The sequence below is a fragment of the Streptomyces sp. CA-251387 genome (assembly GCF_050936625.1).
Lineage (GTDB): Bacteria > Actinomycetota > Actinomycetes > Streptomycetales > Streptomycetaceae > Streptomyces.
The window spans coordinates 4300730-4314735 of sequence record NZ_JBNJMJ010000001.1; the positions used below are offsets into that span (position 1 = coordinate 4300730).

Annotated in this window: 14 protein-coding genes and 1 pseudogene; 9 read left to right on the forward strand and 6 right to left on the reverse strand. The window is 71.4% G+C overall.

Annotated features, from left to right (window positions below; translation table 11 throughout):
* Window positions 1-77 precede the first annotated feature (77 nt).
* The gene (locus ACQEV2_RS19055) at window positions 78-1721 is read left to right on the forward strand and encodes a DNA repair helicase XPB (RefSeq protein ID WP_433042579.1); all 1644 of its coding nucleotides are present in this window, start codon (window positions 78-80) and stop codon (window positions 1719-1721) included.
* On the opposite strand, the pseudogene ACQEV2_RS19060 reads toward ACQEV2_RS19055, so the two are convergent.
* Together ACQEV2_RS19060 and ACQEV2_RS19065 are read right to left on the reverse strand one after the other, a co-directional pair.
* Window positions 1721-2719, reverse strand: a pseudogene (locus ACQEV2_RS19060) (glycosyltransferase 87 family protein); the annotation flags it as partial. The gene ACQEV2_RS19055 and the pseudogene ACQEV2_RS19060 overlap by 1 nt on opposite strands.
* Window positions 2720-2829: 110 nt before the next feature.
* Window positions 2830-3009, reverse strand: a complete 180-nt coding sequence (locus ACQEV2_RS19065; RefSeq protein WP_433042582.1) for a hypothetical protein — start codon at window positions 3007-3009, stop codon at window positions 2830-2832.
* Between the two features lie 335 nt (window positions 3010-3344).
* Here ACQEV2_RS19065 and ACQEV2_RS19070 point away from each other — a divergent pair, with 335 nt between their 5' ends.
* Window positions 3345-5459: a HelD family protein gene (locus ACQEV2_RS19070; protein ID WP_433042585.1), complete on the forward strand. Its 2115-nt coding sequence runs from the start codon at window positions 3345-3347 to the stop codon at window positions 5457-5459.
* A 203-nt stretch (window positions 5460-5662) separates the two neighbouring features.
* On the opposite strand, the gene ACQEV2_RS19075 is transcribed toward ACQEV2_RS19070, so the two are convergent.
* Window positions 5663-6358, reverse strand: a complete 696-nt coding sequence (locus tag ACQEV2_RS19075) for a copper homeostasis protein CutC (RefSeq protein WP_433042588.1) — start codon at window positions 6356-6358, stop codon at window positions 5663-5665.
* Window positions 6359-6478: 120 nt separating this feature from the next.
* Window positions 6479-7153: a maleylpyruvate isomerase family mycothiol-dependent enzyme gene (locus tag ACQEV2_RS19080; protein ID WP_433042591.1), complete on the reverse strand. Its 675-nt coding sequence runs from the start codon at window positions 7151-7153 to the stop codon at window positions 6479-6481.
* Window positions 7154-7236: 83 nt separating this feature from the next.
* On the opposite strand from ACQEV2_RS19080, the gene ACQEV2_RS19085 reads away from it, so the two are divergent.
* From ACQEV2_RS19085 to ACQEV2_RS19100, 4 genes are all read left to right on the forward strand, one after another.
* Entirely contained in the window at window positions 7237-7881 is a 645-nt protein-coding gene (locus tag ACQEV2_RS19085; RefSeq protein WP_433042594.1) for an HD domain-containing protein, read from the forward strand.
* A 28-nt stretch (window positions 7882-7909) separates the two neighbouring features.
* Window positions 7910-9028 (forward strand): GNAT family N-acetyltransferase, encoded by a 1119-nt coding sequence (locus tag ACQEV2_RS19090; RefSeq protein WP_433042597.1) that lies wholly within the window; start codon window positions 7910-7912, stop codon window positions 9026-9028.
* Between the two features lie 39 nt (window positions 9029-9067).
* Entirely contained in the window at window positions 9068-9505 is a 438-nt protein-coding gene (locus ACQEV2_RS19095) for a PPOX class F420-dependent oxidoreductase (protein ID WP_433042600.1), read from the forward strand.
* An 85-nt stretch (window positions 9506-9590) separates the two neighbouring features.
* Window positions 9591-10064 (forward strand): carboxymuconolactone decarboxylase family protein, encoded by a 474-nt coding sequence (locus ACQEV2_RS19100; RefSeq protein ID WP_433042603.1) that lies wholly within the window; start codon window positions 9591-9593, stop codon window positions 10062-10064.
* Between the two features lie 334 nt (window positions 10065-10398).
* Here ACQEV2_RS19100 and ACQEV2_RS19105 read toward each other — a convergent pair whose 3' ends face one another.
* On the reverse strand, window positions 10399-10668 hold the full coding sequence (locus tag ACQEV2_RS19105) for a DUF4031 domain-containing protein (RefSeq protein ID WP_433042606.1): 270 nt from the start codon (window positions 10666-10668) through the stop codon (window positions 10399-10401).
* A 7-nt stretch (window positions 10669-10675) separates the two neighbouring features.
* Entirely contained in the window at window positions 10676-11062 is a 387-nt protein-coding gene (locus ACQEV2_RS19110) for a hypothetical protein (RefSeq protein WP_433042609.1), read from the reverse strand.
* Window positions 11063-11117: 55 nt separating this feature from the next.
* Here ACQEV2_RS19110 and ACQEV2_RS19115 point away from each other — a divergent pair, with 55 nt between their 5' ends.
* The 3 genes from ACQEV2_RS19115 (at window position 11118) to ACQEV2_RS19125 (ending at window position 13979) form a co-directional block, all read left to right on the forward strand.
* Window positions 11118-12035, forward strand: a complete 918-nt coding sequence (locus tag ACQEV2_RS19115; protein WP_433042612.1) for a MurR/RpiR family transcriptional regulator — start codon at window positions 11118-11120, stop codon at window positions 12033-12035.
* Between the two features lie 139 nt (window positions 12036-12174).
* The gene (gene murQ, locus ACQEV2_RS19120; protein ID WP_433042615.1) at window positions 12175-13110 is read left to right on the forward strand and encodes an N-acetylmuramic acid 6-phosphate etherase; all 936 of its coding nucleotides are present in this window, start codon (window positions 12175-12177) and stop codon (window positions 13108-13110) included.
* A gap of 26 nt (window positions 13111-13136) precedes the next feature.
* On the forward strand, window positions 13137-13979 hold the full coding sequence (locus ACQEV2_RS19125) for an aldo/keto reductase (RefSeq protein WP_433042618.1): 843 nt from the start codon (window positions 13137-13139) through the stop codon (window positions 13977-13979).
* The last annotated feature ends 27 nt before the right edge of the window (window positions 13980-14006 follow it).

Genomic DNA, 14006 nt, shown 5'->3' on the forward strand with positions numbered 1-14006 from the left:
AAGGATCAGGCACACTGGACGTTTGGCCCCCCAAGCCCCCGCCGAGCCCCGCCGAGCATCCGGAAAGGCAGCCCCGCGTGAACGGACCACTGATCGTCCAGTCGGACAAGACCCTGCTCCTGGAAGTCGATCACGAGCAGGCCGACGAGTGCCGTCGGGCGATCGCGGCGTTCGCGGAGCTGGAGCGGGCGCCCGAGCACATCCACACCTACCGGGTGACACCGCTCGGCCTGTGGAACGCGCGCGCGGCGGGGCACGACGCCGAGCAGGTCGTGGACGCGCTGGTGACGTACAGCCGCTACCCCGTGCCGCACGCGCTGCTGGTCGACATCGCCGACACGATGGACCGGTACGGCCGCCTGACGCTCTCCAAGCACCCGGCGCACGGGCTGGTGCTGACCACCACCGACCGGCCGGTGCTGGAGGAGGTGCTGCGCTCCAAGCGGATCGCGCCGCTGGTCGGCAACCGTATCGACCCGGACACCGTCGTCGTGCATCCGTCCGAGCGCGGGCAGATCAAGCAGACGCTGCTGAAGCTGGGCTGGCCGGCCGAGGACCTCGCCGGGTACGTCGACGGCGAGGCGCACCCCATCGAGCTGGACGAGGACGGGTGGGCGCTGCGGCCGTACCAGAAGCAGGCGGTGGAGAACTTCTGGCACGGCGGGAGCGGGGTCGTCGTCCTGCCCTGCGGCGCCGGCAAGACGCTGGTCGGCGCCGGGTCGATGGCGCAGGCCAAGTCGACGACGCTCATCCTCGTCACCAACACCGTCTCCGCCCGGCAGTGGAAGCACGAGCTGGTGAAGCGGACCTCGCTCACGGAGGACGAGATCGGTGAGTACAGCGGGACGCGGAAGGAGATCCGGCCGGTCACCATCGCGACGTACCAGGTGCTGACGACGAAGCGGAAGGGTGTCTATCCGCACCTGGAGCTCTTCGACTCCCGCGACTGGGGGCTCATCGTCTACGACGAGGTGCACCTGCTGCCCGCGCCCGTCTTCAAGTTCACCGCCGATCTCCAGGCCCGGCGGCGGCTCGGGCTGACCGCGACCCTCGTCCGGGAGGACGGGCGTGAGTCGGACGTCTTCTCGCTGATCGGTCCGAAGCGGTTCGACGCTCCCTGGAAGGAGATCGAGGCGCAGGGCTACATCGCGCCCGCGGACTGTGTGGAGGTGCGGGTCAATCTGACGGACTCCGAGCGGCTGGCGTACGCCACCGCCGAGCAGGAGGAGAAGTACCGCTTCTGCGCGACGACCGACACCAAGCGGAAGGTCACCGAGGCCCTCGTCCGCCGTTTCGCCGGGCAGCAGATCCTGGTCATCGGCCAGTACATCGACCAGCTCGACGAACTGGGCGAGCACCTGAACGCCCCCGTCATCAAGGGCGAGACGTCCAACGCCCAGCGCGAGAAGCTCTTCGAGGCCTTCCGCCAGGGCGAGATCAGCGTCCTCGTGGTGTCCAAGGTCGCCAACTTCTCCATCGACCTGCCGGAGGCCACGGTCGCCATCCAGGTCTCGGGCACCTTCGGCTCCCGCCAGGAGGAGGCCCAGCGTCTCGGCCGGGTCCTGCGGCCCAAGTCGGACGGCCACCAGGCCCACTTCTACTCGGTCGTCGCCCGCGACACGCTCGACCAGGACTTCGCCGCCCACCGCCAGCGCTTCCTCGCCGAGCAGGGATACGCGTACCGGATCATGGACGCGGACGAGATCCTGGCCGAGGGGTAGGCGACCAGGAGGGCGAGCCCTAGGAGTGGGTACGGGGCCGCCAACGGCTGCTGCCACCAGGGAAGTCGGAGATCCAGGTCGCCCTCGTGCGGGAGCAGCCACATCGTGCGGGCCGTGAAGAGGAGGGTCGTCGCCGTCGCCAGACGGGGACGACCCTCCGCCAGTAGTACGGCGACCAGAGGGACGCACCACACCCAGTGGTGGGACCAGCTGATCGGCGAGACGAGCAGCGTGGTGAACGCCGTCAGGAGGACGGCGTGCCTCTCCTCGGCGGCCCGCGCGGCCAGCCACAGGCCGGTGGCCCCTACGGCTGCCGCAGGCAGGATCCAGGCGAGGCCCGGTGCCGGATCACCCAGCGCACGGGCGATCAGGCCCTGCAGGGACTGGTTGTCGACGATCCAGGCCTTGCCCACGCGGTCCGTCTCGTAGAGGCGGCGCGTCCAGAAGTCGAGGCTCGCGGCGGGGAGGACGAGGACGCCGAGTACGACCGTCCCCGCGAAGGCGGCCGTAGCCGTGCCCGCCTCCCGGTGCCGCCCGCGCAGCAGCAGGTACGCGATGAAGAGCGCCGGCGTCAGCTTGATCCCGGCCGCGACGCCGACCGCCAGGCCCTTACCGCGAGCGCCGGGCGGCCGTGTGAGGTCCCACAGGACCAGGCACGTCAGGGCGAGGTTGATCTGGCCGAAGAGGAGCGTCTGGAAGACCGGCTCCAGCCAGAGGGCCACAGTCGTGGCGGTGCAGAGGACCGGGATGCGGATCTTCGGCAGGCCCGCCAGGCGTGCGGAGAGGTGGACGAGTACGGCGAGCAGGAGCGCATTGCCCACCAGGAAGGTCACTTTGAGGGCCGCGACGGGGATCAACGCCGCCGGGACGAAGAGGAGTGCCGCGAAGGGCGGGTAGGTGGCGGGGAGGTGCCACTCGGTGACGGTGAAGTCGTAGAGGTCGTCGCCGCCGCGGAGGACGGCTCCTCCTTCGGCCCGGTAGACCAGCGCGTCGGCCATCGGAAGGCGCTGGTGGACACAGACGGCCGTGAGGGCGAGGAGGGAAACCGCCAGAAGACAGCAGGGGATTGCGGAATGTGAGCGGCGGGTCACGCGGTGACCCTAGACGGTCACTTGCGGCGGACGCCCGCTTCCTCGCCGTACTCACCGAGGATGATCACGTCGAAGGCCGCGCCCATGAACACCTTGATGGCACGCAGGGCTTCGCCGAGGCGGTGACGGTGGTCCCCCTGGAGCGCCGTCGCTCCGTGGGGGGCCACGGGGGCTGGGTGGATGGTTGCTGCGCTCATGTCTCCATGATGGATTCGCAGCCATAAAGACGGCATCGGTCTGCGGGCCGAAGCCGCCTGCTGCTTCCGTACGTCTCCGGGCGGACCCGTTCCCCGCAGGGAGGAGGGTGGCATCCCCTAGGGGGCGGACGGGCGGAATGTTCGTTGAGGGGATGGACAGGGCGAATATTCGTTGAGGGCATGGACGGGGCGAATATTCGTTGGCCTTCGTCTCCCCCGCCCGCCTAAAATCTCCGCTCTTGCCCGCCTCCCCCCGCGGAGTGCCGTCGCCCGGACGGAAACCGGTCGGCAGATCGCAGCTCGCCTATCCTGCAGGTCCCTCCGGAGGCACCCCCTTGTCCACGCCCGTCGACGACCCCCTCGACTCGCTCGACCCTCTCGACCCGCTCTCCCGGGAACGCACCCACCTCGCCGAGTCCCGCGCCGCCCTGCGTGCCATGCGCGAGGACGTCGAGTCCCTCGACATCAGCGACGTCACCGCGAACTGGGTCAACGCCGAAGTCCTCGCCCACCAGATCGACGAGCGCATCAAGGCGCTGGCCGACCTCAGCGACACGCCGCTGTTCTTCGGGCGGCTCGACTATCTGCACGCACCCGGCGCGGAGGGGGCGGAGGGCGCCGAGGGTGAGCGCTTCTACATCGGGCGCCGACATGTGCACGATGCCGAGGGTGACCCGATGGTCATCGACTGGCGGGCGCCGGTGTCGCAGCCCTTCTACCGGGCCTCCAAGAAGGACCCGATGGACATCGCGCTGCGCCGCCGCTTCGGTTACACGGGCGGCGACCTCACGGCGTACGAGGACGAGCACCTCTCCGATCCGGCGGCTGTGACGTTTTCCGGCTCCGCCGGGGGGGCGAAGACCAGCAAGCTGCTCCAGCAGGAGATCGAGCGCCCGCGCGTCGGCCCGATGCGGGACATCGTGGCGACGATCCAGCCGGAGCAGGACGAGATCGTACGGTCCGGGCTCGGCGGGACCGTGTGCGTGCAGGGAGGCCCGGGCACCGGAAAGACGGCGGTCGGCCTGCACCGGGTGGCGTATCTGCTGTACGCCCATCGCGAGCGGCTCGCCCGTACCGGCACGCTCGTCATCGGGCCGAACAAGTCCTTCCTGCACTACATCGAGCAGGTGCTCCCCGCGCTGGGCGAGTTGACGGTCCGCCAGGCCACGGTCGACGACCTGGTGGCCCACGTCGAGGTGCGCGGCACGGATGACGCGGCGGCCGCGGTGATCAAGGGCGACGCGAGGATGGCGGAGGTTCTGCGGCGTGCGGTCTACTCGCAGGTGAGCATGCCGACGGAGGCGATCGTCGTCGTGCGCGGATCGCGGAGGTGGCGCGTTCCGGCGTACGAAGTGGACGGGATCGTCCGCGAGTTGCTCGCCCGGGACATCCGCTACGGGGCCGCCCGCGAGGCACTCCCGCAGCGCATCGCGCATGCCGTGCTGGTGCAGATGGAGCGGTCGGGGGAGGCGCCGGACGACCGGGTGCAGGACGCGGTGGCCCGCAACAGCGCGGTGAAGGCCGCCGTCAAGGCGATCTGGCCGCAGGTCGACCCGGCGAAACTCGTGCTCCGCCTCCTCACGGACGCGGACTTCCTCGCCGTCCACGCGCAGGGGCTGCTGAGCGAGGACGAGCAGAAGGCGATCCTCTGGGCGAAGCCGGCGCGCAGCGTCAGGTCGGCCAAGTGGTCCGCCGCGGACGCGGTGCTGATCGACGAGGCGAACGACATCGTCGCGCGCACACCGTCCCTCGGCCATGTCGTCCTCGACGAGGCGCAGGACTTGTCCCCCATGCAGTACCGGGCGGTGGGACGCCGCTGCACGACGGGTTCGGCGACGATCCTGGGCGACCTGGCGCAGGGTACGACCCCCTGGGCGACGCCCAGCTGGGACGAGGCGCTGGCCCACCTCGGCAAACCGGACGGCGTGATCGAGGAACTGACGGCCGGCTTCCGCGTCCCGACGGATGTCATCGCCTACGCCTCCCGGCTCCTCCCGCATATCGCGCCGGGTTTGACACCGGTGGCGTCGATCCGCGAGAACCCGGGGTTCTTCGAGGTCCGTGGAGTGTCGGACACGGGCGAAGTGGTCGCCGCGTGCGTGGAGTTGCTGGGCAACGAGGGGTCGATCGGCCTGATCGCCGCGGATGCCCGGATCCCGGCCCTGTCGGAGGCGCTCACGGCGGCGGGGATCACGTACCTGGCGCCGGGTGAGGAGACGACACAGGAGACCCGCCTGACACTGGTCCCGGCGTCGCTCGCGAAGGGCCTGGAGTACGACTACGTCGTCCTCGACGAGCCCCAGGCGGTGGTCGACGGCGAACCGGACCAGCGGACGGGTCTGCGCCGGCTGTACGTCGCCCTGACCCGAGCGGTATCGGGCCTGATCGTGACAAATGCGGCGCCGCTGCCGGCCGAGCTGGGCCGGGGCCAGGAGGGTGGGGGGCGGTGACTGCTTGTGGCGGGCTGCGGGTAGTCGGGGGCTGGTCGCGCAGTTCCCCGCGCCCCTAAGGGCGTTGCAGCTCGCCCAGCTGAGGACGTCATGTCGGCTTAGCTGCGGGCAGTCGTGCCGCTGGGGCGGCTCCCGACCCACAGAAGCGGCACCCCGTCAGCGCCGGGCTGGGCGCCACCCCGGCCAGCCCCCACGCCGGGCGCCTACGCAGCGCCGTCCAGCACCGCCCGCCACTCGGCCACCGCAGCCACCGACACCGCCCCGTCCCACCCCTCCGGCCTCGCCGCCCCGCCGATGTGGAACGCGTCGATCCCGGCGGCGAGCAGCGTCGGCACGTGGTCGAGGCGCAACCCGCCCCCGACCAGAATCCGCTGCTCATACCCAGGCTCTCCCCCCTTCCCCGCCTCGGAGACCAGCGTGGCGAGCCCGTCGTCCACCCCCGCCGCCGACCCGGCCGTGAGATACGTGTCCAGCCCCGGCATCCCGTCCAGCTGCTTACGCAGCGCATCCCGGTCGGCGGCCCGGTCGACGGCGCGATGGAAGGTCCACCGGCACCCGTCGAGCACGCCCACGACCCGCTCGACGGCCCGCAGGTCCACCCCGCCGTCGGCATCGAGGAACCCGAGCACGAACTCCTCGGCCCCGGCCTCCCGCATCGCCCGCGCCACCCGCACGACCTCTTCCACCTCCCCCACCGCGAACCCGTCCACCAGCCGCAGCATCACGCGCAGATCGATGTCGACGGCGGCACGGATCCCGGCGAAGGTCTGTACGGACGGGGTGAGCCCGTCGGCGGCCATGTCGGTGACCAGTTCCAACCGGTCCGCACCCCCGGCCTGGGCGGCGACCGCGTCCTCGACGCCGAGGGCGATCACCTCCAGGACTGCACGCTCGCTCATGGGACCCCATTCCTCGGCATTCGACGGCGGCTACAGGTCTAGTCCAATCCATCCAAGCGTACGCCCGCCCACCGAGGACACCGTGTTCAGGTCACCATCACCCGAAGATGTTCATCACCGTCACCCGAAGATGTTCAGCTCCCCCGCCTCCGCCCCCGCCAGCTCGTACGACGCCCCCTGAACCGGCCGCCCCGCATACAGCCGTACGAGCGTGGCGGCGTCCCCGATGTACCGCGCCGGTGGCCGCGGAGCCGCCGCCTCGCCCAGGCGCAGGGGTTCGTCGACGTCGTCCAGGTCGGCGTGCAGGGGCAGATGCCGCCGCTCCCGGGTGAACCAGGCGAGCAGCCGCAGCGCGTCCGGCAACCCGGCCCCCGCGTACGCCCCCGGCTCCCCGAGCACGTCCCGCACGTCACCCGCGTGGACCCACTCGCCCAGCGCGATCACATCCAGCACCCCGCCCGCCTTGGCGATCACCGGGCCGGCCTCGGTCATCCCGCGCTCCAGCTCGTCGACCACCTGCGCGTTCGTCCAGTCGGCGCGCTCGGCGATGTCCCGGTCGTTGGACTCGGGTGAGAACACGCCCTCCTCGAACCGGCTCTCCACCACCCGCATCAACGCGGCCGAGCAGTGCGCCAGCACATCCCGCACCGACCACCCCGGACACGCGGCGGTCGGCAGCGCGAAGTCACCGTCCGGCCGCGACCGCAACAGCGGAACCAGCGCGTCCCGCTCGACGACCAGCAGTCGGCCCGGCAGCTCGGGATCCCGTACGTCATGCACGTCAGCAGAAGTCATGGCGTCCACGCTAGGGGGCCGGGCGCGTGCCCGGGAGAACGCCGACACACCGGGACGGCGAACACACCCGCCACAATGACGCCATGGCCGATCCCGACGCCCTGCGCACCCGCTTCACCCAAGCCCTGAACGCCGCCCGCTCACCCGCCACCGCCCCCGACCCGACCCCGTACGCCGACAACCTCCTCACCCGCTGGCAGGAGCCGCAGCGCCACTACCACACGCTCACCCACCTCACCGCGGTCCTGGACCACATCGACGAACTCGCCGAACACGCCGACGACCCGGACGTCGTACGGCTCGCCGCCTGGTTCCACGACGCGGTCTACCTCCCCGACCGCTCGGAGAACGAGGAGCGCTCCGCCCGCCTCGCCGAACGCGCCCTCCCCGAGGCCGGTGTCCCCGCGGAGCGCACCGCCGAGGTGGCCCGTCTGGTCCGCCTCACCACCACCCACGACCCGGCACCGGACGACCGCAACGGCCAGGTCCTCTGCGACGCCGACCTCGCGATCCTCGCCGCCCCGCCCTCCGCGTACGCCGCCTACACGGCCGCCGTCCGCGAGGAGTACCACTTCGTCCCGAACGACGCCTTCCGCGAGGGCCGCTCGGCGATCCTGCGCCAACTCCTCGCGCTGCCCAGCCTGTTCCGCACGCCGTACGGGCGGGAGAAGTGGGAGGCCACCGCCCGTTACAACCTCTCCTCCGAGCTGGAAATGCTGTCGCCCTGACCAGCCCGGAGCCCGTAGCCTGCCGCATATGCGACACATGGGCGGGGAACGAGTGGACGAGGCCGTCGCCGGTGCGGCGGCGCTGCTGCGGACGGCGGTGGGCCGGGACTGGAACGAGGTGAAGGCCGGGCGGCTGGAGTGGAGCTGCCGGGAGACGGCCGAGCACATCGCCGGTGACCTGATCGCGTACGCGGGGCAGTTGGCGGGCCGGGCGCAGAGTGCGTACGTCCCCTTCGACATCACCCTCGACGAGGGAACCGACAACGCGGGCCTGATCCAGGTCATCGAGGCGACCGGCGCCCTCCTCACCGCCGCCGTCCGCACCGCACCCCCCGAGGTGCGCGCCTTCCACCCGTACCCCTTCCGCAGCGCGAACCGCGAGGGCTTCGCCGCGATGGGAGTCGCCGAGGTGCTGCTGCACACGCACGACATCGCCGAGGGGCTCGGGCTGACGTACGAACCGCCCGCCGAGCTCCCCCAGTTCGTGCTGACGACGATCTTCCCGCACGTCCAGCCGGGCCCCGATCACTGGCGCACCCTGCTGTGGGCCACCGGCCGCGGTGACCTGCCCGGCCGCTCCCCGGTCACCGAGTGGCGCTGGCGCAACAACCTCGTCCTTCCCACCGACCGCCTCACCCTCCAGGGCGTCACCCCCGCGGCCGCCGCCGACCTGAGCGCGGGTGGTGACGGCGGGTTCGCGTGGGTCGTGGGCGGGCCCTTCGAGGGGACGAGGGAGGCCGCCGGGATGATGCTGAAGGCGTACGAGGCGGGGGTGCACCGGCCCGAGTTCGGCCTGTTCGTCCTCGTGCGGCGCGAGGACGACCTCGCGGTCGGCGGCATGGGCTTCCACGGCATCCCCGACGAGGAGGGCCGCGCGGAGGTCGGCTACGACCTCGTGGAGGGCGCCCGCGGCCGCGGCTACGCGAGCGAGGCCCTGCGTGCCCTGTCGGAGTGGGCTCTGGCCCGGGACGACGTACGGCTCCTCTGCGCCACCGTCGAGGCCGACAACCTCCCGTCCCAGGGCGTCGTCTCGCGCGCCGGGTACGTACGGGCGACGGTCGAGGAGGAGCGGACGGCACTGGAGGAACGGGACATGGATCAGACGCTCCGGCTCTACGTCCGCAGGGGGCGGCCGACGGAGGCCTAGCCTGGGGCGGAGCCTGCCCGCGCCGCCGGAGGAGCCGCCATGTCGTTCAGCGACGAGGAGATCGTCTACCTGTCCTCGAACCCGCTCGCCCGGCTCGCCAGCGTCTGCGCCAACGAGCAGCCCGATGTGGTGCCGGTGGCCCTCGAGTTCGACGGGGCCCACTTCTGGGTGGGCGGCCCGCGCGCGGAGGTGCTCGGTACCCGTAAGTTCCGCAATGTCGAGCACGGCCGCGACAAGGTGGCCTTCGTCGTGGACGACCTGGTCTCCCTCGAGCCGTTCATCGCCCGCGGCATCCGCGTGTACGGCGTCGCGGACGGGCCCGTGGAGCGCGTCGGCATGGTGGGGCCGGGGCACTACCTGCGCATCACGCCGACCCTCTCGTGGAGCTGGAACCTGGCGGACCCGCCCCGTCCGGCCGGCGACACCTGGTACCCCGTGCGAAAGGCCGAGCACTCCCACGGCACCGACAGAGGGTGACCCACGTCACTTCCGCCCATGTCACATTCCGCCGAGCCGTTCCGTCAGAAGTGTGTAACCACCGACAACGGCCAAGGAGTTCGCCATGAGCGCCCGTCTGAACGCCTTCGAGATCCCGACCTTCGGCAAGTTCGTCAAGCACCTGGTCTCGGCGTCCAAGGTGATCCACGACTCGCCGCTGCCCGCCGCGACCGGGCACCTCGTGACGCTCCGCGCCAGCCAGATCAACGGCTGCGGCTACTGCACCGACATGCACAGCAAGGACGCCGTCGCCGCCGGTGAGGACTGGCTGCGCCTCAACATGGTCGCGGCCTGGCGGGAGGCCACCTGCTTCACCGAGGCCGAGCGCGCCGCCCTGGAGCTGACGGAGGAGGCCACCCGTATCGCGGACGCGGCCGGCGGGGTCCCGGACGAGGTCTGGGAGAACGCCGCCAAGCACTACGACGAGGAGCAGCTGGCCGCCCTGGTGTCCCTGATCGCCCTCATCAACGCCTTCAACCGGATGAACGTCATCGTCCAGCAGCCCGCGGGCGACTACCAGCCGGGGCAGTTCGCCTAGGACGCGAGGCCGAAGGGGCCAAGGGCGAGGGACCGAAGGGCCAAGAGCCGGAGGTCCGAGGGGCTGAAGGTCCAAGGGGCCGAAGAGCGCAGGGCCGAAGGGCCAAGGGGCCGAAGAGCGCAGGGCCGAAGGGCCAAGGGGCCGAAGAGCGCAGGGCCGAAGGGCCAAGGGGCCGAAGAGCGCAGGGCCGAAGGGCCAAGGGGCCGAAGGGCCAAGGGGCCGAAGAGCGCAGGGCCGAAGGGCCAAGGGGCCGAAGGGCCAAGGGGCCGAAGGGCCAAGAGCCGAGGGGCGAGGGCCGAGGGGGCGGGGGCCGAAGGGCGAGGGGGCGGGGGGGCTAGTCGGCCTCTCGCCCCTTCCGTCTGCGCAACCCCGCCCCCTGCAACAGCCGCACCACCTCACGGCTGCTGACCTCCACGGCGCCCGCGCGCACCACCTCGGCGTACCGATGGGACGGGATGTCGTAGTGGTCCCGTTCGAAGGCCCGTCGTGGCACGCCCAACTTCTCGGCGAACGCGTGCAGTTCGTCGTACGACACGTCGCTCACCAGGTGCGACCACATCCGCCCGTGCCCCGGCCAGGTCGGCGGGTCGATGTAGACCGTCACGCGCGCCTCATGAGGACGGCCCGCCGCCGGGGAGGGCGGACGCGAGCGCACCCACCGCGGCGACCTTCACCCCGGCCTCGTGACACACCCAGTGCGGATCGGGCCCCAGCTCCGGCTCGACGTTCAGTGCATGCGGGTCCCCGGAGGTGCACACGGGGCACAACGGCCAGCGGCCGTACCGGTCGAGGAGCGCGTCCTGCACGTCCTGGGCGACCAGCCCGGCAACGTACTCGGCGCCCTCCGGCCATTGCTCCACCCACCAGCGCCGCTGCACGACGGACTCCTCGACCAGCGACACGACGTCCGCCTCGGCGACCTCGCCCGCGACCAGGTCGGCGAGCACGAGGGCACGGGCCCTGTGCAGCGACTGCTCCAGCGGAGGGATGGCTTCCATGGTCCTATTGTGCGCACTCTTGACCACGACGCCGAGCCGAAAATATCTTTCATAGGTGACCCAGGATGTGAAGGAAAGTTTCGGCAGCGCTCCGGGAGGGCCCCCGCCCGCCCCCGCCGCCCTCGCGGCCAAGGTGCGCACGCTCGCCCCGTCGATGACCCGCTCCATGCAGCGCGTCGCCGAAGCGGTCGCGAAGGACCCGGCGGGCTGCTCGGCCCTCACGGTCACCGGACTCGCCGAACTCACCGGCACCAGCGAGGCCACCGTCGTCCGCACCGCCCGCCTCCTCGGCTACCCCGGCTACCGCGACCTGCGCCTCGCCCTGGCCGGCCTCGCCGCGCAGCAGCAGTCGGGCCGCGCCCCCGCCATAACGACCGACATCGCGGTGGACGACCCGATCGCCGACGTGGTCGCGAAGCTCGCCTACGACGAGCAGCAGACCCTCGCCGACACCGCCGCCGGACTCGACACGGCGCAGTTGGGGGCGGCCGTGGCAGCTGCGGCCGTCGCTCGGCGGATCGACGTGTACGGCGTGGGCGCGAGCGGGCTGGTCGCGCAGGACCTCACCCAGAAGCTGCTGCGGATAGGGCTGATAGCCCATGCGCACAACGACCCGCATCTCGCCGTGACCAATGCCGTGCAGCTGCGGGCCGGTGACGTGGCCATCGCGATCACGCACTCCGGGTCGACGGGGGATGTCATCGAGCCGTTGCGGGTCGCGTTCGAGCGCGGGGCGACCACCGTCGCGATCACCGGGCGCCCCGACGGCCCCGTCGCTCAGTACGCCGACCACATACTGACCACGTCCACCGCGCGGGAGAGCGAGTTGCGGCCGGCGGCGATGTCGTCTCGTACGAGTCAGCTGCTCGTGGTGGACTGCTTGTTCGTGGGGGTGGCGCAGAGGACCTACGAGACGGCGGCGCCTGCGTTGGCCGCGTCCTATGAGGCGCTGGCGCATCGGCATCGTCGATAGACCGCAGGCCCAACGGTTGTGGGGTGTCCGCGGGTCCGATGTGGCTGGTCGCGCCCACGCGGCGGAGCCCCATATCGATGCAGCCCCGAGCCCCTGAGGTACATCAGCACACCGGATACTGGAAAGAACCGTCTCCCTCATGACCTCTACATCCAACCCCCGTGATCTCCGCGCCGAGTTGGAGAGCCTGACCACCGAGGCATTCCGGCCGGAGCTCGCCGAGATCGATCAGCTCCCCACCCTCGACATCGCCCGGCTCATGAACGGCGAGGACGCCTCCGTGCCGGCCGCCGTCGCCTCGCAGCTCCCCCAGGTCGCCGCCGCCATCGACGCCATCGCGGAGCGGATGGCCCGCGGCGGTCGGCTCATCTACGCCGGTGCCGGCACCGCCGGGCGCCTCGGGGTGCTCGACGCCTCAGAGTGTCCGCCGACCTTCAACACCGAGCCGGACCAGGTCGTCGGGCTCATCGCGGGTGGCCCGGAAGCGATGGTCACCTCGATCGAGGGTGCCGAGGACTCCGCGGAACTGGCCCGGGCCGACCTGGACGCCCTGGCGCTCACCCCGGCCGACACGGTCGTCGGCATCTCGGCGTCCGGGCGCACGCCGTACGCGATCGGTGCGGTCGAGCATGCGCGGAGGCAGGGCGCGTTGACGATCGGGCTGTCCTGCAATCCCGGCAGTGCCCTCGCCGCGGCGGCCGAGCACGGCATCGAGATCGTCGTGGGCCCGGAGCTGCTGACCGGCTCGACCCGCCTCAAGGCCGGCACGGCCCAGAAGCTGGTCCTCAACATGCTGTCGACGATCACGATGATCCGGCTCGGCAAGACGTACGGGAACCTGATGGTCGACGTTCGCGCCTCCAACGACAAGCTACGGGCCCGCTCCCGCCGTATCGTCGCCCTGGCCACGGGTGCGGCCGACGCGGAGATCGAGCGGGCGCTGACCGAGGCGGGCGGCGAGGTGAAGACGGCGATCCTGATTCTGCTGGCCGACGTGGACGTGCCCACCGCCGCCGGGCTGCTGTCCAGGACGGACGGCCATCTGCGCGCGGCGCTGAAAACAGCGGGGGGCTGAGTCAACTCCGTTGTTAGCGTGGGCGTATGACGGCTTTGACGACGTTTCGTATCGGCGGCGACCTGGACGTACGACGGCTGGGGTTCGGGGCGATGCACCTGCGGCCCGATTCCGCCGAGGCCCGCGCGACCTGCATCGCGGTCGCCCGGCGTGCCGTGGAGCTGGGTGTCACGCTGATCGACACGGCGCACATGTACGGCTGGGGTGCGAACGAGGATCTCCTGGCCGAGGCCCTGCATCCGTATCCGGAAAAGCTCGTGATCGCGACCAAGGTCGGCATCCGCCGCACCACCACCGGTGAGGGCTGGCGGCACGCGGGCGAGCCGGCCGATCTGCGCGCCCAGGTCGACGAGGCCCTGCGCCGCCTCCGCCTCGACCGCATCGAACTGCTCCAACTCCACCGCCTCGACCCGGGCGTCCCGCTCGCCGACCAGCTCGGCGCCCTGCGCGATCTGCGCGACGAGGGCAAGGTGGGCCGGATCGGGCTGTCGGAGGTGACGGTCGCCGAACTCGTCGAGGCGCGCGCCGTCGTGGACATCGCGAGCGTCCAGAACCGCTACAACCTCTTCGACCGCGAGCACGAACCCGTACTGAAAGCCTGCGAGGCGGCGGGCATCGCGTTCCTGCCGTGGCGGCCCGTGGCCGCCGGGACCTCGGGGGCGAGGGCCGAGATCGCCGCCGTGGCCAAGGAAGCCGACGCCACGCCGACCCAGGTGGCCCTCGCCTGGCTCCTCGCCCACTCCCAGGTGATCCTCCCCATCCCGGGGACGACGAGCATCCCGCACCTGGAGGAGAACGTCGCGTCGGACGCCGTACACCTCACCCGGAACCAGTACGACCGCCTGAGCCGCGCTTCCGAGACCGACTGAGCCGCGCGTCGGGGTCTGAGCAGGACG

What these genes read in the sequence shown, in the direction of transcription:
- ACQEV2_RS19090 (WP_433042597.1), top strand. Translation starts at nt 7,910, where the DNA reads ATGCGACACATGGGCGGGGAACGAGTGGACGAGGCCGTCGCCGGTGCG.
- murQ (WP_433042615.1), top strand. Translation starts at nt 12,175, where the DNA reads ATGACCTCTACATCCAACCCCCGTGATCTCCGCGCCGAGTTGGAGAGC.
- ACQEV2_RS19125 (WP_433042618.1), top strand. Translation starts at nt 13,137, where the DNA reads ATGACGGCTTTGACGACGTTTCGTATCGGCGGCGACCTGGACGTACGA.
- ACQEV2_RS19075 (WP_433042588.1), bottom strand. Translation starts at nt 6,358, where the DNA reads ATGAGCGAGCGTGCAGTCCTGGAGGTGATCGCCCTCGGCGTCGAGGAC.
- ACQEV2_RS19095 (WP_433042600.1), top strand. Translation starts at nt 9,068, where the DNA reads ATGTCGTTCAGCGACGAGGAGATCGTCTACCTGTCCTCGAACCCGCTC.
- ACQEV2_RS19065 (WP_433042582.1), bottom strand. Translation starts at nt 3,009, where the DNA reads ATGAGCGCAGCAACCATCCACCCAGCCCCCGTGGCCCCCCACGGAGCG.
- ACQEV2_RS19100 (WP_433042603.1), top strand. Translation starts at nt 9,591, where the DNA reads ATGAGCGCCCGTCTGAACGCCTTCGAGATCCCGACCTTCGGCAAGTTC.
- ACQEV2_RS19085 (WP_433042594.1), top strand. Translation starts at nt 7,237, where the DNA reads ATGGCCGATCCCGACGCCCTGCGCACCCGCTTCACCCAAGCCCTGAAC.
- ACQEV2_RS19080 (WP_433042591.1), bottom strand. Translation starts at nt 7,153, where the DNA reads ATGACTTCTGCTGACGTGCATGACGTACGGGATCCCGAGCTGCCGGGC.
- ACQEV2_RS19110 (WP_433042609.1), bottom strand. Translation starts at nt 11,062, where the DNA reads ATGGAAGCCATCCCTCCGCTGGAGCAGTCGCTGCACAGGGCCCGTGCC.